Annotated in this window: 21 protein-coding genes; 9 read left to right on the top strand and 12 right to left on the bottom strand. The window is 53.8% G+C overall.

Annotated features, from left to right (window positions below):
• Positions 1-184: 184 nt before the first annotated feature.
• Positions 185-1,423, top strand: a complete 1,239-nt coding sequence (gene alaC, locus QQZ17_RS24155; protein WP_152403156.1) for an alanine transaminase — start codon at positions 185-187, stop codon at positions 1,421-1,423.
• Positions 1,424-1,489: 66 nt separating this feature from the next.
• On the opposite strand, the gene ypdK is transcribed toward alaC, so the two are convergent.
• Together ypdK and lpxP are read right to left on the bottom strand one after the other, a co-directional pair.
• The gene (gene ypdK / locus QQZ17_RS24150) at positions 1,490-1,561 is read right to left on the bottom strand and encodes a membrane protein YpdK (protein WP_010723117.1); all 72 of its coding nucleotides are present in this window, start codon (positions 1,559-1,561) and stop codon (positions 1,490-1,492) included.
• Between the two features lie 370 nt (positions 1,562-1,931).
• Entirely contained in the window at positions 1,932-2,852 is a 921-nt protein-coding gene (lpxP, locus tag QQZ17_RS24145) for a kdo(2)-lipid IV(A) palmitoleoyltransferase (RefSeq protein WP_152403158.1), read from the bottom strand.
• 422 nt (positions 2,853-3,274) lie between these two features.
• Here lpxP and QQZ17_RS24140 point away from each other — a divergent pair, with 422 nt between their 5' ends.
• Entirely contained in the window at positions 3,275-3,517 is a 243-nt protein-coding gene (locus tag QQZ17_RS24140; protein ID WP_152403160.1) for a DUF2545 family protein, read from the top strand.
• 150 nt (positions 3,518-3,667) lie between these two features.
• Here QQZ17_RS24140 and QQZ17_RS24135 read toward each other — a convergent pair whose 3' ends face one another.
• The 4 genes from QQZ17_RS24135 to QQZ17_RS24120 all read right to left on the bottom strand — a co-directional run bounded on the left by QQZ17_RS24135 (position 3,668) and on the right by QQZ17_RS24120 (position 6,528).
• Positions 3,668-4,849 (bottom strand): cyanate transporter, encoded by a 1,182-nt coding sequence (locus QQZ17_RS24135; RefSeq protein ID WP_152403162.1) that lies wholly within the window; start codon positions 4,847-4,849, stop codon positions 3,668-3,670.
• Positions 4,846-5,304, bottom strand: coding sequence for a nucleoside deaminase (locus QQZ17_RS24130; protein WP_152403164.1), 459 nt, complete (start codon positions 5,302-5,304; stop codon positions 4,846-4,848). The genes QQZ17_RS24135 and QQZ17_RS24130 overlap by 4 nt, the downstream gene beginning before the upstream one ends.
• Positions 5,305-5,365: 61 nt before the next feature.
• Positions 5,366-5,836, bottom strand: a complete 471-nt coding sequence (gene cynS, locus QQZ17_RS24125; RefSeq protein WP_046483436.1) for a cyanase — start codon at positions 5,834-5,836, stop codon at positions 5,366-5,368.
• Between the two features lie 32 nt (positions 5,837-5,868).
• The gene (locus QQZ17_RS24120; protein WP_152403166.1) at positions 5,869-6,528 is read right to left on the bottom strand and encodes a carbonic anhydrase; all 660 of its coding nucleotides are present in this window, start codon (positions 6,526-6,528) and stop codon (positions 5,869-5,871) included.
• Between the two features lie 110 nt (positions 6,529-6,638).
• Here QQZ17_RS24120 and cynR point away from each other — a divergent pair, with 110 nt between their 5' ends.
• From cynR to QQZ17_RS24100, 4 genes are all read left to right on the top strand, one after another.
• Positions 6,639-7,532 (top strand): transcriptional regulator CynR, encoded by an 894-nt coding sequence (cynR, locus tag QQZ17_RS24115; RefSeq protein ID WP_152403168.1) that lies wholly within the window; start codon positions 6,639-6,641, stop codon positions 7,530-7,532.
• A gap of 106 nt (positions 7,533-7,638) precedes the next feature.
• Positions 7,639-8,406, top strand: a complete 768-nt coding sequence (locus QQZ17_RS24110; RefSeq protein ID WP_042317722.1) for a basic amino acid ABC transporter substrate-binding protein — start codon at positions 7,639-7,641, stop codon at positions 8,404-8,406.
• 65 nt (positions 8,407-8,471) lie between these two features.
• Positions 8,472-9,236 (top strand): amino acid ABC transporter permease, encoded by a 765-nt coding sequence (locus QQZ17_RS24105; protein ID WP_042317723.1) that lies wholly within the window; start codon positions 8,472-8,474, stop codon positions 9,234-9,236.
• Positions 9,223-9,945, top strand: a complete 723-nt coding sequence (locus QQZ17_RS24100) for an amino acid ABC transporter ATP-binding protein (RefSeq protein WP_152403170.1) — start codon at positions 9,223-9,225, stop codon at positions 9,943-9,945. Before QQZ17_RS24105 ends, QQZ17_RS24100 begins: the two co-directional genes overlap by 14 nt.
• A gap of 50 nt (positions 9,946-9,995) precedes the next feature.
• On the opposite strand, the gene QQZ17_RS24095 is transcribed toward QQZ17_RS24100, so the two are convergent.
• Positions 9,996-10,328: a YegP family protein gene (locus QQZ17_RS24095; RefSeq protein ID WP_152403172.1), complete on the bottom strand. Its 333-nt coding sequence runs from the start codon at positions 10,326-10,328 to the stop codon at positions 9,996-9,998.
• Between the two features lie 126 nt (positions 10,329-10,454).
• Between QQZ17_RS24095 and QQZ17_RS24090 the strand changes: the two genes are divergently transcribed.
• Entirely contained in the window at positions 10,455-10,928 is a 474-nt protein-coding gene (locus tag QQZ17_RS24090) for a methyltransferase family protein (protein ID WP_152403174.1), read from the top strand.
• A 15-nt stretch (positions 10,929-10,943) separates the two neighbouring features.
• On the opposite strand, the gene QQZ17_RS24085 is transcribed toward QQZ17_RS24090, so the two are convergent.
• Positions 10,944-11,531 carry a dienelactone hydrolase family protein gene (locus QQZ17_RS24085; RefSeq protein WP_152403176.1) on the bottom strand — a complete coding sequence of 196 codons (588 nt, stop codon included), beginning with the start codon at positions 11,529-11,531 and terminating at the stop codon, positions 10,944-10,946.
• Positions 11,532-11,538: 7 nt separating this feature from the next.
• Positions 11,539-11,790, bottom strand: coding sequence for a zinc ribbon domain-containing protein (locus tag QQZ17_RS24080; RefSeq protein WP_152403178.1), 252 nt, complete (start codon positions 11,788-11,790; stop codon positions 11,539-11,541).
• Positions 11,791-12,081: 291 nt separating this feature from the next.
• Between QQZ17_RS24080 and QQZ17_RS24075 the strand changes: the two genes are divergently transcribed.
• A complete protein-coding gene (locus QQZ17_RS24075) occupies positions 12,082-12,693 on the top strand; it encodes a DUF1062 domain-containing protein (protein WP_152403180.1) in 612 nt (203 codons plus the stop codon).
• Between the two features lie 60 nt (positions 12,694-12,753).
• Here the strand turns inward: QQZ17_RS24075 and QQZ17_RS24070 are convergent, their stop codons facing one another.
• Together QQZ17_RS24070 and QQZ17_RS24065 are read right to left on the bottom strand one after the other, a co-directional pair.
• On the bottom strand, positions 12,754-13,224 hold the full coding sequence (locus tag QQZ17_RS24070; protein WP_199800600.1) for a GNAT family N-acetyltransferase: 471 nt from the start codon (positions 13,222-13,224) through the stop codon (positions 12,754-12,756).
• A gap of 77 nt (positions 13,225-13,301) precedes the next feature.
• Positions 13,302-14,180: a nucleoside deaminase gene (locus QQZ17_RS24065; protein ID WP_152403182.1), complete on the bottom strand. Its 879-nt coding sequence runs from the start codon at positions 14,178-14,180 to the stop codon at positions 13,302-13,304.
• Positions 14,181-15,338: 1,158 nt separating this feature from the next.
• Between QQZ17_RS24065 and QQZ17_RS24060 the strand changes: the two genes are divergently transcribed.
• Entirely contained in the window at positions 15,339-23,267 is a 7,929-nt protein-coding gene (locus QQZ17_RS24060) for an autotransporter outer membrane beta-barrel domain-containing protein (protein ID WP_152403184.1), read from the top strand.
• 59 nt (positions 23,268-23,326) lie between these two features.
• Here QQZ17_RS24060 and QQZ17_RS24055 read toward each other — a convergent pair whose 3' ends face one another.
• Positions 23,327-23,500, bottom strand: coding sequence for a hypothetical protein (locus QQZ17_RS24055; RefSeq protein ID WP_187696655.1), 174 nt, complete (start codon positions 23,498-23,500; stop codon positions 23,327-23,329).
• Positions 23,501-23,525 lie beyond the last annotated feature (25 nt).

The raw sequence follows: 23,525 nt of genomic DNA, 5'->3' as shown, positions 1-23,525 counted from the left end.
ATTTAACGGCGACGAAAACGAATCACTTCCTCTTTTAAAATTGATATTCCTCTTTTGAGAAACAAAAAAATATTTTCCTTTCCCTCTCGACAGAGGGATTTTAATCAGGCTATTTTCTAAACATGCCACCATCGTGGCAGCGTCGCTCGGACGGTCCGGGCGCTAACGTGAATCTGAGGAAATTATGGCTGACTCTCGCCCTGAACGTCGCTTTACGCGTATTGATCGTCTCCCCCCCTACGTTTTTAACATCACGGCTGAACTGAAGATGGCTGCGCGTCGGCGCGGCGAAGATATTATCGACTTCAGCATGGGGAACCCGGACGGCCCAACGCCGCCTCACATCGTCGAAAAACTGTGTACCGTGGCGCAGCGCCCCGATACGCACGGTTATTCCACTTCTCGCGGTATCCCACGCCTGCGTCGGGCCATCTCCCGCTGGTATCAGGAACGCTATGAAGTTGATATCGATCCGGAATCTGAAGCGATCGTCACCATTGGCTCAAAAGAGGGGCTGGCGCACCTGATGCTGGCGACGCTCGATCATGGCGATACGGTGCTGGTGCCGAACCCCAGCTATCCCATCCATATCTACGGCGCGGTGATTGCTGGCGCTCAGGTGCGTTCTGTTCCGCTGGTGGAAGGTATCGATTTCTTCAACGAACTGGAACGCGCGATTCGCGAAAGTTATCCGAAACCGAAGATGATGATCCTCGGTTTCCCGTCTAACCCGACGGCGCAGTGCGTTGAGTTAGAATTTTTTGAGAAAGTGGTCGCGCTGGCGAAGCGTTACGATGTACTGGTGGTGCACGATTTGGCTTACGCCGACATCGTTTACGATGGCTGGAAAGCGCCGTCCATCATGCAGGTGCCAGGGGCGCGCGACGTGGCGGTAGAGTTTTTCACGCTGTCGAAAAGTTACAACATGGCCGGCTGGCGCATTGGCTTTATGGTGGGCAACAAAACGCTGGTCAATGCCCTGGCGCGGATTAAGAGCTATCACGACTACGGTACGTTTACCCCGCTGCAGGTTGCTGCCATTGCGGCGCTGGAAGGCGATCAGCAGTGCGTGCGTGATATCGCCGAGCAGTATAAGCGTCGCCGTGACGTGCTGGTGAAAGGGCTGCATGAGGCCGGGTGGATGGTCGAAATGCCGAAGGCCTCGATGTACGTGTGGGCGAAGATCCCGGAACAGTATGCCGGGATGGGGTCGCTGGACTTCGCGAAAAAACTATTGAACGACGCTAAAGTGTGCGTGTCGCCCGGAATTGGCTTTGGTGATTACGGTGATACCCATGTGCGTTTCGCGCTGATTGAGAACCGCGATCGTATCCGTCAGGCGATCAGAGGGATTAAATCGATGTTCCGCGCCGATGGCTTGCTGCCTGCCGGAACGAAATCGGCCTCTGAAACCCTCGAGTAAAACGTTCTGTCCATCCAAACGCAAACAGGAGCCATCGGCTCCTGTTTTTTTGCTGCATTGTTGTCTTTAGATCATCAGAGCAAACGTACCGGCCCAAACGATGACCATAAAAGAAATGCCCATAAAGAAATATTTCACTTTCATCTCTCCGCGTAATGACTGATACGCCTGAATGAATTTTATCTCATCTGATTATAGAGAGCTGATACCGGTAAAAACGAAACCCGGAATGTTCCCCGTTTCGTCTGCGGTATCACCTCAGAATTCTGTGCGTTGATTGCTCCAGACGGCGCTAATGTACGCCTAAAAAAGGGGCAAGACAATAGACATTTTCTTATTTACTTTTAGTAACTTACAACTGTCGGGATTCGGCGACAGTATAATTGCAGAGGGTAATAAATCACCATTGAGCGACGCGATTTATAGCGCAAAAAACGAGGATGAAAACCATAGCGTAATCAAGGTTGTTGGTGGGTGGCAGACAATAAAAAAGGCCTTGCGGCCTTCTTTAAATGTAGAGTGAGGCTTCACCCAATGGACGGGTTTTAAAGCGGCGGTGGATCCAGAGATATTGCTCAGGGGCGCGCATGATCTCTTTCTCGATAATCTTGTTCATATAGGCGGCTGCCAGGTTTTCATCTGCCGGGTAGCCCTTCATCTCAGGGGAGATATACAGACGGTATCCGGCGTTACCGGCTTTTCTGACCATCGTCACGGTGAGCATGGCCGAACCTGACAAGCGCGACAGCACATAGGTACCATTAGTGGTCGCCACGTCTTTAACGGCGAAGAACGGGGCGAATGAACTGCCTTTCGGGCCGTAATCCTGGTCCGGTGCAAACCAGACGGCTTCACCTTTCTTCAGGGCGCCGACGATGCCGCGCAGATTGTTTCTGCCGATCATGGCTTTATTCGAACGCATCCGTCCGCGGGTCTGTACCCACTCCATCAGCGGATTGTTGTGCGGACGATAGGTCGCCATCATCGGTTGGCAAAGACCCATCACCCGGCCACCGAGTTCCAGTGACATAAAGTGAACGCCAACAACCATCACGCCGCGATTTTGCGCTTGTGCGCGTTGCAGGTTGTCCAGTCCCTCAACATCAAACCATTTACGCACGCGACGGTCCGGCCAGAACCAGGCCATGCCGGTTTCCAGCAGCGCCATACCAAGAGAACGGAAATTCTCTTCGATCATCTTTTCTCTCTGTTCCTGAGAATAAGACGGGAAGCAGAGCTCAAGGTTTTTACGGGCGATGGATTCGCGACGTTTCAGAAAAGGGCGTGCCAGTGACCCCGTCCGGGTGCCGAGAAAGCACAAAACAGGGTAGGGAAGTTGCACCAATAACCAAAGCACACCGAGACCAAACCAGGTGAGCCAGTAACGCGGATGCAGAAACGCGCGGGAAAATTTGCATGTTGGGAACATAAATACCTTCTATTGATACCCATTTTTGTATCGCAGAAGACGTATTCTCCAACGCGGTACACTCAATGTTTTAGGCCATCATGTACGACAATGGTTCCTGCAAAGAGTGTAAAACTGCGTCAGGATAAAACCACGAGGGGCATGAATGCTGGACGTATAATGTACCATCCGGGGATTAATGTAAGCCACAAATAATTAATCAAGAAGCGTAAATATTTGCATTGCGTATAAAAAATAATGACGTTGTTTTTAATGGGTTGTTTTTAATAAGGTTAGAAAAGCACAATGCGGAATATTCGTATAATTACAATTGTTATAAATGGGTTATGAGATTTGCCGGAGGGGCCGCTTTAGCTTATGATTGAAAATATAAGGAGAGTAAGTATTTACGTTTTGAGTTCACGCAAAAAGGAGGTACAGCGATGATCTTTTTTTTAGCCTTTCTGCTCGTGAGTATGCTGGGCGTCAGCGGCTATATCGCGCAGGTTTTAGGTTGGGTATCAGCCATTAGCGCGTTTGTCGGCATGGTCATTCTGGCGGTGCTGATATACTACACCACGATGTGGTTGACTGCGGGTGATGAAATGGTCACAGGATTGTTTCTTTTTCTTTCACCTGCCTGCGGCCTGATCATTCGTTTTATGGTGGGGTACGGTAAGCGTTAATTGGCCCGGCAATAAAGCATTAATATTGATGATTGCCATTTTTTATATCGGGTGATCACGTCGTATGAGAAAGTGCCAGTTAACTGGCACTTTCGTTGTCAGGATCAACAAAACCGACCCGGTTAATTCCCTTCTTACTCCCTTCGCGCCTTAATCGGCGACTGACCACTCCTGCGGATAGCGTGCGGGCACGAAACGCAGCGTGAGCGCCATCAACCCGGCCACACAGAGGGCGTGGAACGTCCAGTCAAGCCAGTAATTGCCGCTCAGGCTACGCAAGATACCGGAGAACCAGGGAGAGAGGCCGGCGATAATAAAGCCAATCCCCTGCATAAAAGCGACTAATTTGCCAGATATTACCGGATGTTGGGCATGGTCGAGCGCCAGCACGAGGCATAAAGGAAATGCGCCGCCAAGGCCGATACCACAAACCACGGCCCAGAGGATTGGCAGTTGCGCAGGCCAGAGAATAAAACCGCAAAAGCCAAGCATCTGTAGGGCCAGCGTGAAGAGCAGCAGTTTACGGCGATCCTGATGACGCGCGAGCATCGGTAATACCAGCGCCCCCGCCGTCTGACCGACGGTCATCAGAGCCAGCAGCGTGCCGCTGAACTGCGCGCTTTCGCCCAACTGAATATAGTACGGTGGTAGCCAGGCGATCAGGCTACCGTAACCACCATTGATCACGCCAAAATAGAGTCCCAGCGTCCAGGCGCGGGGGTTGAGTACGACGCGCACGGCGGCACTTTTCGGGTGAGATGAAGGCATCTCTGTTGAGCGACGTTGCGCCAGCCAACCGACCAGGGCAACCAGCGCGGGCAGGGCCCACCATGCCAGCGAGCGGTGCCAGAGTTCACTGTGCTGTGCGATCCACGGCGTCATCGCCGCGCCGAGTCCCCCTCCGCCCATCAGTGCAGCTGACCAGAGCCCCATGACCTGCGGCATGCGACGGTGAAAAAGACGCTTAATCACCGTTGGCATTACGACCTGAACGATCCCAATACCGATACCGCCCAGCAGAGCGCTGCTGAGCAGCACAACGCTGTGCGGCGCCAGCTCGCGAAGCAACGCGCCAGCCATAATCATCAACAAACTTAAGGCGACGCTGAGACGCTCGCTGATATGGCGATTGATCCACCCACCGGCCAGCGCCAGCGCGCCCATGGCGATCATTGGTAATGCCGTGAGCAGCGACGCCACGGCAAAGCTCATACCGCTGGCGGCACGCAGTTGCGGCAGAAGCGGGCCGACAGAGGTCAGCAGCGGACGCATATTCAGGCCAATCAGTACCAGAACCAGCAGGACCAGGCCAACGCGCGGGGTTTTGTTCATGACTGTTTTTCAGCGAAGCGTTGGTAAACCGCCAGCCCATTGGGCTGTGGAAGATGATGAACAGGCAGGGTTTGTTGAGCGAGGGGCTGCTGTAATTGCTGATAAATTGCCGCAGTGGAGAGACGGAATGTTTCGCCATCGCCATTGCTGTTGGCGAACCAGACTTCTTTTACGCCGGTGAGATACATGGCGCTAAGGCACATCGGGCACGGCTGGCCGCTGGCGTAAACCACGCATTCACGAAGCGCCGCGCTGCCTGAATGGGCCGCAATCGCCCGAATGGCGTTGAGCTCAGCATGCCCGGTGGGATCATCATCCAGGTGCAGGGTGTTGACGGCTTCGGCGATCGCTTCGCCGTTGCGGACGATGATCGCGCCAAACGGGCGTCCACCCTGTTCAACGTTGCGGGCTGCCAGGGCCAGCGCCTGTTGCAGATAGTTATCATGTGCAGACATGCTTTACTCCTGTGAGCAGAGAAAAGAAGAACGATACGCCTGCGCGTACCGTTCTGATGGATTAGAAAGGCTTCGTCGGTAAATATTTGCCATCCAGGGTAATCACGGCGCGCTCGCCGCCTTCCGGGTCTGCCACTTTTTTTACATCCAGCTTGAAATTAATGGCGCTAATAATGCCGTCGCCAAATTTTTCGTGAACCAGCGCTTTCAGCGTGGTGCCGTAAACCTGCAACATCTCATAGAAACGGTACATCGTCGGGTCTGTCGGTACGCGATCGTCAATACTGCCGCGCAGTGGAATGGTCTGTAACAACAGTACCGCATCGTTGTCGAGGGCCAGTTTCTCGCCAACGAGACGCGCAGCATCGGCCGGGAGGGCGTGTTGACCGAGCAGTGCGGCAGTGACAAACGCTTCTGATAAGCCGGTGCCGTCCGCAAGTTGGGCAAACGTGAGATCTTTTCTGGCTTTGCTCAGCAGGATCTGATCGGCCAGGGCCAGGCGAATATCGCGGTTAATTTGCGACTGAATCATAATGGAACCTCTTTGATAGATTAATAAATAGCTCAGGCTGCGGATGACTGGCGATAAGGCATCGCGCAGGTGTTCGGGTTTTTTGCCAGTGAGACGAACCGTCCGCTGGCGCCGTCGTAAGCAGCAATCTCTGCGCTTTCGATGTCGTAGACCCAGCCGTGGAGCGCAACGCGCCCCTCTTCAAGCGCGAGACGCACTGAGGGGTGGGTCTGAATGTTGGCGAGTTGTGCGATGACGTTTTCACGCACCATCGAGGCCGTTTTCTCGGCCAAAGAGGCGTGCTCGCGTGACTCGTTGACCACGCGAGCGGAGTCCGCATAGCGCAACCAGTGATCGACGGCTGGCATGTGGTCCAGGCAGTGACATCCGGCTATCGCGGTCATCGCGCCGCAGTCGGAGTGCCCACAGATAACAATGTCGGTGACACGAAGCGCAGAGACGGCGTATTCCACTGAGGCGGTCACCCCGCCGGGTTCCGGTCCATATGACGGCACAATATTGCCGGCGTTGCGGATCACGAACAGATCGCCTGGCTCGCGCTGCGTGACCAGTTCGGGAACCAGACGGCTGTCCGAACAGGAGATGAATAACGCACGGGGGTTTTGTTGGGTAGCAAGGCGTCTGAATAATTCCGCGCGTTCAGGAAATACATTGCGCTGAAATTTCAGGAAACCATCAATAATCTCTTTCACGAATAATCCTCTGTCTCGCTATGCGATGAACACAGGCTACGCGCTTCGTATCATAAGATAAAAGACTCATTTATAATGGAGTCTATTGGAAAAATTTATAGGTAAAGGCGATGCTGGATCGACACACCCACTATTTTCTTGCCGTGGCGGAGCATCACGGATTCACCCGTGCAGCGGCGGCGCTGCACGTTTCGCAACCGGCGCTTTCGCAGCAAATCAGACAGCTGGAGGAGATGTTGGGCGTGCAGTTGTTCGATCGCAGCGGGCGTACGACCCGATTGACCGACGCGGGAGAGGTCTATCTGCGCTATGCGCGCAGCGCGCTACAGGCGCTGGAAGAGGGCAAACGCGCCATTCATGATGTGGAGGATCTGAGCCGGGGTTCCCTGCGCGTTGCGGTTACGCCGACCTTTACCGCCTGGTTTATTGGCCCGTTACTGGCTGAATTCTATACCCGCTATCCCAATATAACCTTACAGCTACAGGAAATATCGCAGGACAGAATCGAAGAGCGGCTGGTTAATGATGAACTGGATGTCGGTATTGCCTTCGACGAGGTTCACTCTCCGGATATTGACGCGCAGCCGCTGCTGACCGAAAACCTGGCTTTGGTCGTGGCGAATCACCATCCGCTGGCGGCGCAAACGTCGGTAGATTTGAGCGTGCTCAATGACGAAAAGTTGATTTTATTGAGCGCAGAGTTTGCTACCCGGGAACAGATTGACCGTTACTGCCGTCAGGCAGGGCTGCGACCGCAGATTCTCATGGAGGTCAACTCCATCAGCGCGGTGCTGGAACTGGTGCGGCGCACCGGATTATCCACGCTGCTGCCGGCGCCCATCGCCGCACAGAGTCACTATCTACAGGCGATTTCACTGACCCCACAACTCCTCGAACGCACGGCCGTATTAATGCAGCGAAAAGGTGCCTGGCGAACCGCTGCCGCCAGGGCGTTTGTCGCGATGGCGCAGGAAGGCGCGAAGGCAGTATCAACGGCGAGCTAAGCGGGGATCCGGCAAGGCAAACTGCGGATCAGATAGTGATTGCATAAGGAAATCAGTTTGGGTATTTTTATGCAGTAAATGTGCATAAAAATAACAGGAGAAGGGAATGTTCAGTCAGTGGATAAAAGCAGGATGTTTGATGATGGCGTTGACCGGGGCCGCTTTCGCAGCACAAGAAACTTACGTGGTCGGCGCGGGTGGCACCTATCGCCCGTTTGAGTTTGAAAACAGCCAGAAACAGCTGGAAGGCTTTGATATCGATATTATTAAAGCCATCGCGAAAGCGGAAAATTTTGATGTCAAACTGGTCAACACGCCGTGGGAAGGTATCTTCGCGACGCTGGGTTCCGGGGATCGCGACATTATTATCTCGGGGATCACCATCACGGATAAACGTAAGCAGATGGTGGATTTTTCTCTTCCTTATTTCCCGGCGGAGCAGTCAATTGTCGTTCCGGCTGATTCAAAAGTGAGTTCTCTGGACTCGCTGAAAACGGAAAAGGTTGGCGTCGTTAACTCCAGCACCGGCGACATTGTGGTTTCTGGCGTTCTTGGGAAAAACAGCACCGCGATCAAACGGTTCGACAATACGCCGTTAATGTTGCAGGAACTGTTTGAGGATGGCGTCAGCGCGGCGGTCGGCGATGTTGGCGTGGTGAAATACTACATCAAGCAGCATCCGGAAAAACAGTTCAAGCTTGTCCCGGATGCCAAGTTCGAGCGCCAGTATTTTGGTATTGCGGTCGCCAAAGGGAACACCGAATTGCAGCAGAAAATTAACGCGGGATTGAAGAAAATCATCGCTGATGGCACCTACGATAAAATTTATAAAACCTGGTTTGACAGCGAAGTCCCGACGCTTCCGTCAGAGTAATTTGCGGTATTAATTTTTTTTAGGCTGGCACGCTGTCTGTGCCAGCTTTTTTGCAGGGGAAAACCATGACGGGATTTCGTTGGGAAATCATCCAGGAGTATGCGCCATTGTTTATGGAAGGCGCATGGATGACCATAAAATGCACCATCATCTGTGTCTGTCTTGGCACACTCTGGGGGCTGACGCTGGGGCTGGGCCGCATGGCAAAAGCCGAGCACGGCTTCTGGAAATACGCGCTCCGCTATTGTGTTCAGTATCCCGTTCGTTTCTACGTCAGCGCCTTTCGCGGAACGCCACTGTTTGTTCAGATCATGGTCGTCCATTTTGCGCTGGTGCCGCTGTTCATCAATCCCCGGGATGGGATGCTGGTTACCAGTGGACTGATGAGCGCCGATGTTGCCCGCGAATTGCGCTCGGGCTACGGTGCCTTCTTATCCTGTATTGTGGCCATTACGCTGAATGCCGGGGCCTATGTTTCCGAGATCTTCCGTGCGGGGATCCAGTCGATTGACCCCGGTCAGATGGAAGCGTCGCGGGCGCTGGGAATGCCGTGGTGGAAAACCATGCGCAAGGTTATCCTGCCTCAGGCTTTTCGCCGTATTCTTCCGCCGCTGGGCAATAATGCCATTGCAATTGTCAAAGATTCCTCACTCGCCTCGGCGATCGGGCTTGCCGATCTGGCCTACGCGGCGCGAACGGTTTCAGGGGCTTACGCGACCTACTGGGAACCCTACCTGACTATTTCGCTGGTGTACTGGGTACTCACCTTCCTGCTGGCGCAGCTGGTTAACCGTCTGGAAAAAAGGTTTGGTAAAAGTGATCCACATTAAAAATTTACATAAACACTTTGGTGACAACCACGTTCTGCGCGGTATTGACTGTGATATCAAACCCCAGGAGGTGGTGTGTATCATTGGTCCGTCAGGGTCGGGGAAAAGCACCTTCTTACGCTGCATGAATGCGCTTGAGACGGTCACCGAAGGCGAAGTCGTGGTGAACGGTTTTGCCGTTCACGATCGCAAGACCGATCTCAATAAAATGCGTGAAAGCGTGGGAATGGTATTCCAGCGTTTTAATCTGTTTCCGCACATGACGGTGCTGGACAACCTGATGATGGCGCCGCAAATGCTGTTGGGGATCTCCCGCAATGAAGCGGTCAGCCGGGCTGAAATGCTGTTGGAAAAGGTCGGGTTAAGCGATAAACGCGATGCCTGGCCTTCGCGCCTGTCGGGTGGTCAGCAGCAACGCGTGGCGATTGCGCGCGCGCTGGCAATGAATCCCTCGATCATGCTGTTCGACGAGCCAACCTCGGCGCTGGACCCGGAGCTAGTCGGCGATGTGCTGGAGGTGATGAAGAACCTGGCCAACGAAGGCATGACCATGGCGATCGTCACCCACGAAATGGGGTTTGCCCGTGAAGTGGCCGACCGGGTCATTTTTATCGATCACGGTATTATCCAGGAAGAGGGAACGCCTGAGGTGCTTTTTACGTCGCCAGCAAATCCGCGAACGGCTGAATTCTTAAGTAAGGTTCTCTGATATAAGGTGCCAGATCGGTATTTCCCGATCTGGCCATTTACGTCAAAAAATCAGATCTGCTCTTTTATTGTTTTGCTGCTGCCGTTTGTTTTTACCGACGCGATACCCACGTCACGCGACTGCGTGGAGGCATACATCTGGCTGGTGCCAATGATCTGATGATTGCCTGCTTTTAAATTAAAGAAGAACTTACCGTTCGACGCCGTTTTCGTTTCGTAGCGCTCGTCCAGCGGACTGTTCGACTGAACGGAGGCAATGCCATTTTCTGCCGCCGCTTTCGTGGTATACAGTTCGCTCGTGAGGATCACCTCGCCATTACCTGCTTTCAGTACAAAGCGAAACTGATCGTTTGTACTCTTACTTAATTCAAACCAACCGGCCATAATTATCACCTTTTTGAAAAGAGAGGAATTACCGCACCGTATTGAGCATAGTTTAATAATAATTTATCAGGCAATATTCGAAGGGATCTGAAAAGTCTCAAATAATTGCGCTGCAAAAGGAGGGAAATGAAACACGTCAACGTGCGTCTCGAAAAGCTCAGGAGCCGATTTCCGCCACCGGTCATTCTGTTAATCTTTGTGGTGGGAGATTGTCTTACCGCAAATCCGCGTTTTACCTTTGGTCTGGTCACCCAGGTTCTGAGCCTGGCGATAGCCGCAGTAAGCCTTGGCGTCATCCTGACAACCGCATGGCAAATGCATGTGAATCGCACCACGCTCAATCCGCTTCAGGCGGATAAAACGACGACGCTGGTCACGCGTGGATGTTATGCCTGGAGCCGAAACCCCATTTATCTTGGACTGAGCGGAGGGCAACTTGCCGTTGCGCTCTGGATGGGCAGTCTGCCTGGCGTGATTGCCGTACCACTCTTCATGCTGGCGGTGGCACGATTGCATATCGATTTTGAAGAGTTTCAGTTACATAAGCGCTTTGGGGCAGAGTGGGAGCGCTACGCTAAGCAGGTTCGTCGCTGGCTATAAAGGCCATCACGCTGACTATCCGCAGATTGCGTCAACAAAGGCGATGGCATCGGCAACGGCATGACGCGCCTGCCACGCAAGGTGTCCGGGGCTGTCGGCGTCGCAGAAACCGTGCCGGGCGTCGAACATATGACATTGTACCAGGGGCAGTGTTTCCAGCTTCTGTTGTAGTACCGTAGGATCGAATGACGGCTCGTGGCGAGCCATGATCATCAGCGCAGGGCAGTGGGGCACCTCGTCGCTGTACTGGCGGATTCGCGAACCGTAATGACAGATAACCCCGTCACACAAGCCGCTTCCTGCAACTCGCCATGCAAGCGTTGCGCCGGTGCTGTAGCCAATGACAATCAGTTTGCGATGTTGCGCGCGGAGTGTGGCAAGCAGCGTTAAGACGGGTTGCGGATCAAAACCCACGTGGTGCGAAAAATAGCGATAAGCCTCGTCCTGTTGCGCGTAGCTGTAGGGAATCTCATGCGGGAAAAGCGCGGGAGTATAGACCTCGAACCCACGCGCTCGCCACATCTCGCTGGTACGCCGGATATGCGCATTGATGCCGTAGATTTCATGCAGAATGACGACGGCATCCGACCGTGGACTGGGCATCTGCAGTTTAGTCGTCTGCTTTGTGAGCCCAGGCGGGCATGGATGTCAGGAAGCGAATCGCGCGCTTACGTGACTCCTCGGGACCGACTTTTTGCCAGGAATCAAGAAACCCCGCCAGGCCAGAAACGGCATCTTCCCAGGGTTTCAGATTGCCTTCGGCATCGCTGCAATACGCACAGTACGTATCGCTCACCCCTTTAGCGTTGGGTATCGATAATGGCATTCCACAGGCGTGGCAATATTGTTCTGTTTCTGACATTGCATCCTCCTTGTTTTATGATCGCCTAATAAATATACGGTTATTTGGCGGGCTGAATCCGATGCCAGATCAAATAACCCTTATGGATGTGTAACAAATATTGATTTGGTTTATGTATTAAGAAAATGAGGGTCTGTTAGTCTTACTGTCATCATCGATGACTCAAGGGATTGTTGTGCTGGAAATCTTTTCTTAACCCACTGAAAAATATCTTCAAATATTTTTCGCATAGCAAAATTTATGGTTCGTTCAGAACGAATCCGTTTTTGTATGGGTTAAAAAAGGATCAATATGCACGTCACATGGACCGTCAGTCCCGTGGGCTATCAGCGCATCGCGAAGCGCTGTCCTGCCTGCAATATCAAACGCGATTTCATCCCTTCCGGGGCTTTCAGAATGAATTCACAAAAGAAGCTGCTGGATGTCTGGAGCATCTATAAGTGTCTTCATTGCGATTACACCTGGAATATCAGCCTGTTCTCGCGACTCCCTGTCAGTCGTATCAACCACGCGCTCTATATGCGGATCGTTGCTAATGACGCAAGCACAATTCAACTTTTCGCTCACGATCGCCAAATCCTGAAGCGAAATAATGCTGAGCTTTCCGGGATCCCGGACTTTGCGGTTCGCGAGCAGTGGCGGATGACGCTTGCCCGACATCAGCAACTGAAGGTGAGTATCAGGTTAACGATCGCCTTTCAGGTCAGCCTGTTGGCGGTGGTGAAAAAACAGTTGCGACTCAGTACGGGGGAGGTCGCGCGATGGGTTGCCGAAGGTAAGATTCGCGGTATCACGCTGCGTGAGCTCAAAAATCGTAAACGTCATGAAACGGCTTATGATCTCTGGATGAGCCCGAACGCGTTTTACGCAACCCGGAAAATGCGCATAGGAGTGAAACGCTAAGCCAGACGACGCCTGGCCTACAAGGCGGGCGTCGACATCGGTGGAAAACGCAACGCCGAATCAGGTTCTTGTCTGGTGCTTTTCAAGGTAAATCATTGTCAGACCCGCGTGAATGGGTTCGCGACGGTATTCCTGATAACCGTGACGGCGGTACAGGCGTAAATTGCCTGCACTTTTATGTCCGGTAAAGAGTTCAAAACGTGTGATATCAGGGAATTGTCTTTCCAATGCATTCAGTAAGTCTGAGCCGATACCTCTGCGCTGAAAGTTCGGGTGGACAATCAAACGCCCCACATGGCAGGTATTCCCGACAACATGACCGCGCACCGAGCCGACAATTCGCCCCTCCGCCAGAGACGCTTTAAGCAGGAGTGTGTTCGTAAATTGCGCCCGTAATGATTCCAGCGTTTGCTGCAATGCAGGAATGGAATCATCCTGATAAAGTAATGCTTCACTCTGGTAAGCCATTTGCTGAAGCAATAAAATATCTTCTGCGTCGACGGGTTTGGCCTGAACGATGGTAATATCCACTTTACTCCTCCCTGTTTACCGCTTTCTGTTACCGTTATAACGTCTTTTTAGTTCGCGGAATATCTCCTCCTGAAATATCAATCTTCAATTGAGAGGAATTCTTCGCAAAAAGGCGTATAAGGACGCAGATTAGCGTAATTTCGCGAGAAACGAAGTCTCCGGTCTATATTTTTGACCAGCCGGTCTGTGGAATCTTCATTCAGGAGCTTGCACACGTGCCGTGTATCCAGATGCAATATTTTGCATGCCTCAAGCGTTGGGCAGAAATTCATGGAATGGAAAACTATCTGCTTTTCACTTCTGGCCACAACAGGCATTTCATCCTCCGCGGCGTGAAATCGGGTCACCAGCAAGTGGTGGGCTGCCTCTAACGGATGGCTATGTTCAGTACGCAGTACCGCGCTATTCTCACAGAACCAGAGTGTTCGACGGGCAATGGAATCCGCATTCAGCGCCCTGAGATCGTCATCAGTCGCGGAACGGAGATTATTGATTTCATGTCGAACATCCGCCCGATACAGAATTGAACATTCCCGCTGAAGAATGCCTTTATGAACGGTAATATCCATTCCTGCTTTATCAAACGCCTCGGTACAGAGGAATAAAATCCGCCGCCGCCCCTGGGCCAGCGCATCCTGAATAGAGTAGCCATAGGCAATCTCTTTGATACCAGACCATGCAATGGCAAAGGCACACATCGGGCAGGGTTCACTGGTTGAGAGAAGAAGACAACCCGATAAGTCTTTACCGATCTTTTTTCCGGCGAGTTTTATGGCATTAATTTCCGCGTGCGATGTCGGGTCTGCTTGCGTTTCCTCACCATCATGCGCGCAGGCAATGATTTCTCCATCCTTAATGATGACCGCACCAAATCCCTTATTTCCTTCACGCAGACTTTCTTCAGCCTCACGAATAGCATGACGCATATAATATTCAAGTTGAATAATATTATCCATAAGTTATTTATTCCGTGGCGTGTTTTTATGAATTATTACACCGGCTTTATAATAATGGCAAGGAACAATAATATGGCCTCCGGTCTCTAAAAGAAATGCTTCTCATCCGTCATCCGGAATAACTGAAATGCTTAAGATATCGCGTTAATGCGCCTGTTTTAGTTAAGTGAGGGGTCATGACCGATCGTCTAAACCATGCTATTAACGTTAATGGAGCAACGAATCCTGCGCTAAACGCCTGCAAAACCACGACGCCTTCAACACACGCCAGCGGATCCTGAATGTGACTTACCATCCTCTGGTTTGTCTTCCCTTACCTGACCAACGTGCACTGGCATTCTGGATCAGATGGCCACTCTGAAAATTTCTCAGTAGAATATCTTTCCTGTTGCATTTTTGTTTAATAAAATGAACATTACTCAATGACAATTTAACCAACGTAATACAAATTAGTTCGCGTTTCATTTTTTATGGCGTGTTTTTATAGTGTTAGTTGTAATGCCGAAATAATATGCTTATCTGTGTCAGGTATTTTTGTCTAATATTCTTAATTATCCCTGATTTATTTAAGTGTTATAATGTACTAAGGATATATTTAAGAATTTTCTTTGTTTCAAAGTTAATCCTATCTAATTATAATAAGTTCAGAAAAGGATTTTGGAGCATAGAGTATCTGACCGGATTTGATTTTTATCTGTTTTTGTTCTTATTTGATTATTGTGTTAATTAACACTCGGTCGCGTGTTTTGGTAAGTTAATATTTGGTATTTTCTCATTAAAAATTAGTTACGTTATTCTGTTAACCTTCTGATTTTCTGTCGCTCTTAACTCTGCCCCTGTTAGCCTTTCATCCTATGGTGAAAACTCCTTTTTATCACGGTATTAATTACGTTGTTTTATTTATCAGACAACCAGAACACATTATTTCACGCATCATCACAGGGATGATACAGATATAAACGATTAAAAACAGGATGTTAAATGACATATTCAGTTTTAATTCATGCGCAAAAAGCCAGTACCCGGAAAATTAAAAAGCCCGCCAGCGAAAGACGGGCAGCGTTCTCATTTCTGAGTAAAAGCATTGGAATAACTCAGGATGAATTTATCAGTAGCAATATTACAACCCGTACAGACAGGGTGTAACAGAGGGATCTTATGAACAAAATCTATCGCGTTATCTGGAACAGCACCCTGATGCAATGGGTTGTCACTTCGGAATTTGGTCGCGCCAGAATCAAAAGAGCCGTCAGCAATGCGGTGAAGGCGACCGGCCTGATGGCGGTAATGACAGCAGGGGCGTATGCAGCCACCTGCGATCTTGCCTCCCTGAATTGCCAGCTTGATGCCACCTGGAGCGCGGCAACAAACAGCAATGAGACCGGCGCTGCGGTCATTACTGACGGCAATACCTGGTCGGTTTCGGGGCTGGATACATGGCGGGCAGGAGATATGACCTATAAGTATTATACTCATCTCCAACAAGTCATTGACGCAGGCTACACCGTAATGCAAGGCGGGAGCGCTGTGACGTCTTTGCCTGCGGCCGGGAACACGATTATTTTCCCTGGCCTGACCACGGCGGTAACCGTATTTGATCCGATCACCTCGAGTAACAAAACGGTTATGGTCTATAGCTCTGGCGCGTTTACCGAGCTTGATGCCTACTATTTCAACCCTGCTGAATCCTTTGTCTTAGCGGATGCTGAACCTTATATTGATACCCGACTGGCAACGGTAACGAATGGTGTTGCTAATATATCGCTGAATAAAAGCCAGTATAATCTTGGGGAATTAAGAGAAAGCGCCCTGGTTTATGTGGATGGCACCACGGCAAATGACGCCACGGCTAACTGGACGTCACAACAACTCATTTATGCAAATATTCCGAGTGACCTGGATACGCTGGGTTCACCCATTAACCGGAGCATTAAGACTGACAGTTATGTGGGGACCTTCACCGCGTTTGACGGTTCATCGCATACCGTCAGTTCCCTGGCTGATTTTAAAACCTGGAATAACTGGCTTATCAGTAAATTGTCTTCCGGCGATCTGGCTTACACCAGCTATCAGTCTGAACTGAAAAAAGCGTATACCTCAACCTCGCAGACTTATCAGGTCTCTCACTCCCCGGATGGGTTTGACGTTTCTGTTTATGGTGAGCGTGATGTCGCTGTTCTTCAGGCAAATGGGCAAAATGCTACTATCAACATTGCCCCGGGTGGTTCAATTGATTTGAGAGCAAGCAGCAGCGCATCATTTCTGCTTGTCAAACTGAATAATAATGCCACGTTTATTAATAACGGTACGGCAATGACCACTAACAGGATCGCCCACATTAACAGTGGCTCATCCTTTATCAATAATGGGTTCCTGAGCCTGGGGGGGAATATCCCGGATAGCGCTTATCAAAATATCGCAATTGTCGTTGATGGCAACGACAGTCGTTTTATAAATAGCGCCCAGGGGACCTACACCATTTCACCCCGTTACAATTACACCAATAAAAACCAGAATGGGATTGTTGAAGGGGTTCAGACACATATCGGAACCACTGCTGAAAATGCCGGGACCATTAATACCGGTTACTGGAGCAACGCTGTCGATAAGTTTCAGACAGGCAGCGTCTGGATTGCCAAGGTGTATAACGCCTCTTCTTTCGTTAACACGCCGACGGGTCATATCAATTTAGGTTACACCCAGGATGGCAGTAGCGAAGCCTATCTGAATACCGAAAGTGCCGCGATTCACACGGAAACCGGTGGCCGCGGTGATAACCAGGGGACCATTACGCTGAGTTCGATGGCCAACGGTGTCTATGGTCTGCATGCCCTTGATGGCACCGCGTCCCTGGTAAACAGCGGCACTATCAACGTCAACAGCGACGGGGATGATGGGGCATTTGTTCCCTCTGAAAGCATCGGGATTTATTCGTTCAGCAAAACGGCGGGGACCGTTGGCAGTTCCGGCATCATCAACCTTAACGGCGTGAATAATACCGGGATCAAAGCGGTTTCCGGCGGGAAAGCGTCATTATCCGGCGACATCAATATTACCGGCGGCGCAGAGCTGTCAACCGGACTGCGTAACTACGGTGTCTGGTCTGAAGGCACTGGCTCGCAGGTCGATATTTCCGGCCAGATCAACATGGACGGGGACGGGGCGATAGGCGTTCATGCCCGCTATGGCGGCAATGTGACCATTTCCGGTACCGGTGAAGTGAACTTTACTGACGGCAGCAACCAGATTGGCTACTACGTCTATGGGCAGACGGCTTCCATCACCAACAACGGTACCGGCGCGCAGGATGTCAGCACCGAAGATTCCGTGCTGTTCCGCGTCGATGACGGGGCCGACTTTACCGGCGGCGCCGGTGCGGCGTCCGTCCTGACGGCCTCCGGTAAGGGGTCAACCGCCGTGGTCGCCAACGGTAAAGATGCCATCAGCGGTAATGTCTCCGCCTTTAACTCCGGCGGTATGACCCTTAATCTCTCCGGCCGGGATGCCACCGGCGTGGTTATCCAGGGCGGTGCGCAGGGTAAAATCTCGTCTAACGCCACCATCAACATGACCGCCACCGGCGCAGTCGCGGGGATTGCCGACGGTCAGGGCTATGACATCAACGGTAATGTTCTGGGCAGCCCGATTGCGGGCGTGCTGTCGAACGCGGCACTGGCGGCGGGGGCGGCAGGTTTTGGATCCGGCACCCTGCTGGTCACTGAGGCGGCGCTGAATTCCGCGCTGGATGCGGTAACCGGCTTCATTGCCCGTAACGGGGCGGAAGTCAGCAACGCCGGGAACATCGTCTTTACCGGAAACAACACCACCGGTCTGCTGGTTGAAGCGGGTGCCCGCGGTAATAATACCGGCAGCATCACCGTCGGTGCCGGCGGTACCGGGATCGTGGCGCAGGATGCGACCGGTACCCGCACCACGGTGGTCAACACCTCGGGTAACCTGGTGCTGAACGGTGGCAATACCGCCAACCGCACCACCGGGATTGTTGCCAGCGGTGCCAGCACCACGGTCAACATGACCGCCGGAACGGTGACCCTGAACGGCAACGGCGCCACCGGCGTGCGGGCCTCAGAGGGGGCAACCGTGAACCTCTCCGGTACTGCGACGCCTGCGTTTTCTTCCTCCGCGACGGACCAGATCCTGTTTGCTATTTCCGGCGCGGGCTCCACCATCAACACCAGTGTCCCGACCGGGACGGTGCTGGATGCCTCCGGTGAGCGTTCCACCCTGTTCCGTCTGGAAGATGGGGCGGCGATGGACGGCGACATTCAGGTGGCGGCCAGCGGGAAGGATGCAACTGCGCTGTACGCCACCGGTGAAAATACGACGGCGGTTATCGGCAGCGGCAGTCAATTGGATATCAGTGGTAACGGCGCCACCGGGGTGATTTCTTCGGGGAGTGCGACCGCCACCATCGAGAGCGGTGCGACGCTGGCGCTGACCGGTAGCGGTGCCACCGCCGGACTGGTTGACGGTAACACCTATGCGTCTGACGGCGCGCTCTTGCAGCAAAATACCGGCGCGGAACTGATTAACGCCGCAACCATCAGCTCCACGGTTTCCGGTGCCACCGCCTTTACGGCGCAAAACAGCGGAACACTGACCAACAGCGGTAATGTCCTGCTGACCGGCACGAATTCCACCGCCATTAAGGTAATGGGCGGGAAAGTTAACAACACCGGCAGCATCGAAGCGAACGGGACTGCCCTGTATATCGGAGCCGGTGACCAGGGACAGGCCTCTACCGTCACCAACAGCGGCACGGTGCTGGCGACCAACGGGAATGCCGCCATCGAACTGGCGGCCGGCAGCCTGAACCTCGTCGGCAGCGGCGTGGGCACCGTTGAAGCCCGCGGCACGGCAGACGGTGTGCTGGTCAGCAGCGGCGCCAGCGGACTCGACGTGACGAATGCCCATATTATTGTCAGCGCGGCGGGCGCATCCGGTAACGGCATCGAGAACGCCGGTAATCTGACCGACCTGCAACTGACGGGCACCACCATTGATGTGGCGAATGGTGCCGGGGTCCGTACCTCGGTGACCATCGACGACACCAACAGCGGCACTATTAATGTGGGCGGCGCGGGTACCGGGATTGCCTTTGCAAACGCCGATGGCAGTGCGACCAGCAGCAACCTGGACCTCTCCGGCTCGTCCGGCCTGACCATTAATGTCAGCGGCACCGGCGGTACGGGGATTTATGCGAACACCGCCGGCACCACTGACACCGCAGTGAGCGTGAACGTCAGCAACGCCGCGGGCGGCGCGGCTCTGAAACTCGGTAACGGCGTCACCTCCGCCACTAACCGCGGTACGCTGACCTCAGCCAGCACCACGACGGCGACGGTGGAGACGGCGAATGCCACCGCCTTTACCAACACTGCCACCGGGGTTATCACTGCGTCAGCGTCCGGTAACCCGGCGCTGGCGATGAACGCGGCGAATGCCACAGTGACTAACGCCGGGACCATCAACGGCGATGTGGTGATGAACCGTGCCAGCGGTACGGTGAACAACAGCGGTACGGTCAGTAACAATATCACCACCACCAGCGGCAATAACGCGGTCACGGTGGACAGCGGAACTGTTGGCGGCAATATCGCGCTGAGCGGTAACGGCACCAATACCGTTTTGCTGAAAAACAACGCGGACGTGAACACAGTCAGTGGTTCGGCGGGTAACGATACGGTCACCGTTCTGGGTAACGGTAACACCTTTACGGCGCTCAACGGCGGCAGCGGTACGGCCACGGCGGTGTTTGACGGCGTGACGGCGGGCTTCCATATGGACGGCACCGGCGCGCAAATCAACAACTATAACCAGGTGAATCTGCGTAACGGCTCGTTGTTCAGTCTGGATAACAACTATGCCCTCGGCGGTAAACCAGCCGGCGGTGCCGGGTTCAATATTGATGCCGCCTCGGTTCTGGCGGTGAACAGCACGGTCGACCGGACGCTGACCAATGCCCTGACCGGCACCGGTACCGTGGCGGTAGAGAACGCCGGACAGGCGTTTAACTTCGCCACCACCACCGGCAGCGCCTTTGTCGGGACCGTGGACCTGAGCAATGCGACCCTGGCGCTGGGCGGGGTGAACACCACCGCCCTGACGAATGCCACCCTGAAGGCCGATACCGGCAGCGTCACCACCGTGGCGGACGGGGAACAGGTTATCGGCGGTCTGGCTTTCGCCAGCGGTAAAGTGGCGTTTAACGCCAGCGCGCCAGCACAGAAAGTGGCGACCAGTCATATGACGGTCAACAGACTGGATGCATCCGGTAACGGTACGGTACAAATTAACGTTCCGGCGCCGTATGTCCCGGGCCATGAAACCAGCACTACCGCCTCACTGATGACTCAGGATGACGCCAACATCGGCCTGGAGCTGGTTGGCGCCGCACTGGTTAACGGTGCTGGCGGTAACCTGGTACTGCAGGACCAGAGCGGCAATGTCATCACGGACGACACGCAGGTGGATATCGCTCAGGGTGGCAGCACGGTGGCGAAAGGCACTTACGATTACCGCCTGACCACGGCCGGTTCATCCGGCAGCCAGGACGGTCTGTATGTCAACTATGGCCTGACAGAACTGGAGCTGCTGGCAAACCAGACCCTGACGCTCGACGGCACACCGGGTGCCACCGGTGCGGCAGCGGACCAGTCCGCCCGCATCACCGGCAGCGGCAGCCTGGCGGTCAGTACCACAGGCAGTGACGTACTGTCCCTGTCCAACAGCAGCAACGATTACACCGGTGATACCACGGTCCTGAGCGGGACTCTGCGTACTGACGTCGACGGTGCGCTGGGGGATACCGCCAGACTGGCGATTAACAGCGGAGCGAAAGCTGACCTCAACGGCACACGGCAGACTGCTGGCATCCTGGCCGGTGATGGCGGTTCACAGCTTGACTTCAACGCCGGCACGCTGACGCTGACGGGGGGCGGGGACAGTAACGGCATCCTGAACGGCGGTGGGAAACTGAACGTTGAAGGCGGCGTGCTGACCATTGACGGTGCCAACAGCAGTCTGAGTGTGATCACTAACATCAGCAGCGGTGCGGAAGTGGTCCTCAGTGATGCACAGGGCGCAGGCAGCGGTGATATCACCGACGAAGGCACCCTGACGCTGAACAATGTCACCGGGATGCTGGCAAACAACATCAGCGGAACCGGTAATGTGGACGCTACAAACACCACGGACGCCGCCCTCTCCGGTGACAACAGCAGCTTCAGTGGTCTGTTTAACATCGACAGCGGCAGCAACCTGACCGTCGGTGAACAGAACCATCTCGGTACGGCGACAGTGAACGATAACGGTCTGCTGACCGTCGACACCGCCAGTGACTGGACGCTGGTGAACAGCGTAAGCGGTAGCGGCGGCCTGAACAAACAGGGCGCAGGTACCCTGACCCTGACAGCGGACTCTGCTGCGTATACCGGTACTACCGACATCACCGCCGGCGAACTGACGCTCGGCAGTGACGCTGACTCTGCGTTGGAAATGGCGAGCCAACAGGTGAATGTACACAACGGCGCCACCTTCACCGGTTACGGCAGCACTGCCGGGAATGTGGATGTCATGCAGGGCGGGACGATGCAGATGACGGACTTCCTGGTCGGCGGCAACCTGAACAACCGCGGTTCCGTTCTGCTGACCCGTGCGGACGGTCAGCCGGGCAACACCCTGACCGTCAACGGCAACTACGCCGGCAGCAACGGCCTGCTGGCGTTCAACACCGAACTGGGTGGCGACAGCTCTCCGACCGACAAACTGACGGTGAACGGCAACACGGCGGGTAACACCCGGGTCAGTGTCACCAACACCGGCGGCACCGGGGCGCAGACGGTGAACGGTATTGAGGTGATTCAGGTGAACGGCAGCTCTGCCGGCAACTTCGCCCTGACCACCGGCACCGTGGAGGCCGGGGCTTATGTCTATGCGCTGGCGAAAGGCACCGGCAGCGCGGCGAAAAACTGGTATCTGACCAGTAAATGGAAAAACAGCACCACCCCGACAGACCCGGTCTCCCCGGCCACGCCGGATAAGCCAGGGACCTCACCGGTGGTTGACCCGACAGCACCGGATGCGCTGCGTCCGGAAGCGGGCAGCTATATCGGCAATATCGCGGCCGCCAACACGCTGTTCAACACCCGTCTGCACGACCGTCTCGGTGAACCACAGTACACCGATGCGCTGAAAGGCGAGGGACTGGCCGCCAGCATGTGGATGCGTCATGTCGGCGGACACGAACGGTCTTCTGCCGGTGACGGTCAGTTGAAAACACAGAGCAACCGCTACGTGCTGCAACTGGGTGGCGACATCGCGCAGTGGAGTACCGACGGCGCCGATCGCTGGCATCTGGGCGTGATGGGCGGCTATGCGAATGCGCACAGCAATACCCGCAGCGACCGTGCCGGTTACGGTTCAGACGGGCGTATCAGCGGCTACAGCGCCGGTCTGTACGGCACCTGGTACCAGAACGAGGCGGACAAAACCGGGGCGTATGTTGACAGCTGGATGCTGTACAACTGGTTCGACAGCAGTGTGGAAGCGGATAACCGCGACAGCGACAGCTACAACTCGAAAGGGCTGACCGCCTCGCTGGAAGCGGGTTACACCCTGAAAGCCGGTGAGTTCAACGGCAGCCAGGGCACACTGAACACCTGGTATGTACAGCCGCAGGCGCAGGTCACCTGGATGGGCGTGAAAGACAACGCGCACACCCGGAAAGACGGTACCCGCATCGAAACGCAGGGTGACGGCAACATCCAGACGCGTCTGGGCGTAAGAACGTACCTGAACAGTCACCACAAAATGGATGACGGTAAACAGCGTGAGTTCCAGCCGTTCGTGGAAGTGAACTGGATCCACAACACCGAAACCTTTGGCGTGAAGATGGACGGCACGAAAGTCAGTCGTGACGGCGCACGCAACCTGGGCGAAATCCGCACCGGGGTGGAAGGCAAAGTGAATGACCGTCTGAGCGTCTGGGGCAACGTGGGCGTACAGATGGGGGATAAAGGCTACAGTGACACCCAGGGCATGCTGGGAGTGAAATACAGCTGGTAACTGACAGCCAGGGAAATGTAGCTGAAGTAAAACAGGAGTCGGGAAACCGGCTCCTGTTTTTACTTATTCTTGCCCAATGACAACGTCTGTCGCAAGTCGCTTGCGGCATGATGGCGTTTAATATTGAACATCAGAAAAACCACTATAAGAATGACAATGTAGATATCCGTTTCGTCGTTCCTGAGTGTTGATTCGAGCTGTCGCTGACCCGGATCGAACCAGAAGCGTTCCATACCAGTATCCGGATCGTCCGTGAAG

The organism is Citrobacter sp. T1.2D-1 (genome assembly GCF_950098555.1).
GTDB classification, from domain to species: Bacteria; Pseudomonadota; Gammaproteobacteria; order Enterobacterales; family Enterobacteriaceae; genus Citrobacter_A; species Citrobacter_A telavivensis.
Note: the sequence above shows the minus strand (reverse complement) of the source record. Positions and strands in the feature narration are given on the sequence as shown.

Coding starts and splice junctions, on each gene's coding strand:
- alaC (WP_152403156.1), top strand. CDS start 185: ATGGCTGACTCTCGCCCTGAACGTCGCTTTACGCGTATTGATCGTCTC.
- lpxP (WP_152403158.1), bottom strand. CDS start 2,852: ATGTTCCCAACATGCAAATTTTCCCGCGCGTTTCTGCATCCGCGTTAC.
- QQZ17_RS24140 (WP_152403160.1), top strand. CDS start 3,275: ATGATCTTTTTTTTAGCCTTTCTGCTCGTGAGTATGCTGGGCGTCAGC.
- QQZ17_RS24135 (WP_152403162.1), bottom strand. CDS start 4,849: ATGAACAAAACCCCGCGCGTTGGCCTGGTCCTGCTGGTTCTGGTACTG.
- QQZ17_RS24130 (WP_152403164.1), bottom strand. CDS start 5,304: ATGTCTGCACATGATAACTATCTGCAACAGGCGCTGGCCCTGGCAGCC.
- cynS (WP_046483436.1), bottom strand. CDS start 5,836: ATGATTCAGTCGCAAATTAACCGCGATATTCGCCTGGCCCTGGCCGAT.
- cynR (WP_152403168.1), top strand. CDS start 6,639: ATGCTGGATCGACACACCCACTATTTTCTTGCCGTGGCGGAGCATCAC.
- QQZ17_RS24110 (WP_042317722.1), top strand. CDS start 7,639: ATGTTCAGTCAGTGGATAAAAGCAGGATGTTTGATGATGGCGTTGACC.
- QQZ17_RS24105 (WP_042317723.1), top strand. CDS start 8,472: ATGACGGGATTTCGTTGGGAAATCATCCAGGAGTATGCGCCATTGTTT.
- QQZ17_RS24095 (WP_152403172.1), bottom strand. CDS start 10,328: ATGGCCGGTTGGTTTGAATTAAGTAAGAGTACAAACGATCAGTTTCGC.
- QQZ17_RS24090 (WP_152403174.1), top strand. CDS start 10,455: ATGAAACACGTCAACGTGCGTCTCGAAAAGCTCAGGAGCCGATTTCCG.
- QQZ17_RS24085 (WP_152403176.1), bottom strand. CDS start 11,531: ATGCCCAGTCCACGGTCGGATGCCGTCGTCATTCTGCATGAAATCTAC.
- QQZ17_RS24080 (WP_152403178.1), bottom strand. CDS start 11,790: ATGTCAGAAACAGAACAATATTGCCACGCCTGTGGAATGCCATTATCG.
- QQZ17_RS24075 (WP_152403180.1), top strand. CDS start 12,082: ATGCACGTCACATGGACCGTCAGTCCCGTGGGCTATCAGCGCATCGCG.
- QQZ17_RS24065 (WP_152403182.1), bottom strand. CDS start 14,180: ATGGATAATATTATTCAACTTGAATATTATATGCGTCATGCTATTCGT.
- QQZ17_RS24060 (WP_152403184.1), top strand. CDS start 15,339: ATGAACAAAATCTATCGCGTTATCTGGAACAGCACCCTGATGCAATGG.
- QQZ17_RS24055 (WP_187696655.1), bottom strand. CDS start 23,500: ATGGAACGCTTCTGGTTCGATCCGGGTCAGCGACAGCTCGAATCAACA.